The organism is Synergistaceae bacterium (assembly GCA_012728235.1).
Classification (GTDB): Bacteria; Synergistota; Synergistia; order Synergistales; family Synergistaceae; genus JAAYFL01.
The window spans coordinates 1-1,773 of the sequence record JAAYFL010000063.1 but is presented as its reverse complement, the minus strand read 5'-3'; the positions used below and the strand labels follow the sequence as shown (position 1 = coordinate 1,773).

General features: G+C 38.8%; 2 protein-coding genes. Both read left to right on the top strand.

Translation table 11 applies throughout. The features are described from left to right. The first annotated feature begins 124 nt into the window (after positions 1–124). Positions 125–655 (top strand): chromate transporter, encoded by a 531-nt coding sequence (locus tag GXZ13_04955; protein ID NLX75170.1) that lies wholly within the window; start codon positions 125–127, stop codon positions 653–655. 149 nt (positions 656–804) lie between these two features. After that, positions 805–1,773: pyridoxal phosphate-dependent aminotransferase (locus tag GXZ13_04950; protein NLX75169.1), on the top strand; the 969-nt coding region annotated here is incomplete at its 3' end.

Sequence of the window (1,773 nt, the reverse complement as noted above, 5' to 3'; positions counted from 1 at the left end):
GATGGTGGAATTTTGTCCCCTTTTTGCTTGTGATAGGACTTATAGGTGGATTACGTATGCACCCATTACTAGCGATGGCTCTTGTCATCGCTCTGCAGTTCGCTAGAGAAAAAGTGATCTCCATATGAATATACTCTTGGTCCTTTCTTCTGCGTTTGCACAGGTTGGCATAGGAGCATTCGGAGGCGGACTCTGTACTCTGCCACTTATAGAATACCAACTTGTTACAAAAACTGGCTGGTTGACAACGGAACAATTTGGTCAAGTACTAGCGCTGTCACAAGTCACACCTGGTCCAATCGCCATAAACGCAGCAACTTTCGTGGGGTTTCAACAGAGTGGGATTCTGGGTTCTTTGATAGCTACCATCTCTCTTATTGCCGCTCCAATTTGTTTATTATGCATTGTTCTGTTTCTACTGCAGAAAACAACGGCGGAGAAGAGCAAAAAATTCAAATTGCTTTTGCGTCCTGTTGTCTCAGGACTTTTATCTCTCTCTCTTATTGCACCCCTTACAGCAACAGTACATAATGGAACAATCGCAATGGCTCTTTTTGGAGTCGGATTGCTTTTAATTAGTTTTGTTAAGATTTTTAAAGAGAATCCGCCTCTTCTGCTTTTTTTGTTTGGAATATTTGGAATCTTCTTTCTGTAACAAAATATACTAGGAAATAATCCTTCTCTGCTCGCTTGATGTGCTTATACATTTTTAAACTTATTGTGTCATAATATTATTTTATAATTAGCTTTTATTATTTGCTTAAAAAGATATCGATTTAAATGATGTTAAATGGGGGATTTATTATGCTTTCTGAAAAAATGCTTGGACTTGGCAAAAAACGGTCCGCCATTCGCGAAATTTTTGAATACGGAAAGAAAAGAGCAGCAGAAATTGGAGCGGATAAAATCTTCGACTTTAGTATTGGCAATCCAAATGTCCCTGCACCTGAATATCTAAAAAGGGTTTTGATTGCTCTGCTAGAAAATTCTGATCCCGCAAGTCTTCACAGTTATACGTCAGCTCAGGGAGACGTCGGAGTCAGAAAAATTATCGCAAACAACATAAATGAAAGATTTGGCACCGAAGTTGCAGCAGACAATATATATATTACGTCCGGTGCTGCTGCTGCTTTGACAATTTCAATTAAGGCTATGACTGTTCCGGGCGATGAGTTTATCGTCTTTGCTCCCTATTTCCCTGAATATACTGTTTTCGTTGAAGCGGCTGGAGCAAAAGTTGTCATTATTCCTCCAGATACAGATGACTTTCAGATTGACCTTAAAAGTTTTGAAGCTTCTATTAACAAAAACACAAAGGGCGTAATAATAAATTCGCCAAATAATCCTTCCGGCGTTGTTTATTCAGTAGAAACAATAAGTTCTGTTTGTGGAATTCTTTCAAAAAAAGAGAAGGAGTTCGGCCATTCTATTTATCTTATTTCTGATGAGCCTTATCGTGAGCTTGTTTACGATGACATAGAAGTTCCATATCTAATGAATTACTATAATAATACTATCGTTTCGTACTCCTACAGCAAATCTCTTTCTATTCCGGGGGAGCGCAGTGGATATATTGCCGTTTCTCCGAAAATGGAAAACGCTGATGATATGTATGCCGCAATATGCGGGGCGGGACGTGCTTTGGGCTATGTTTGCGCACCAAGTATTTTTCAGCAAGCCATAGCAAAATGCATAGACCAAACTTCGGACATTTCTATTTATAAAAAGAACAGAGATATTCTTTATGAAGAGCTTACTAAGCTAGGCTATAAG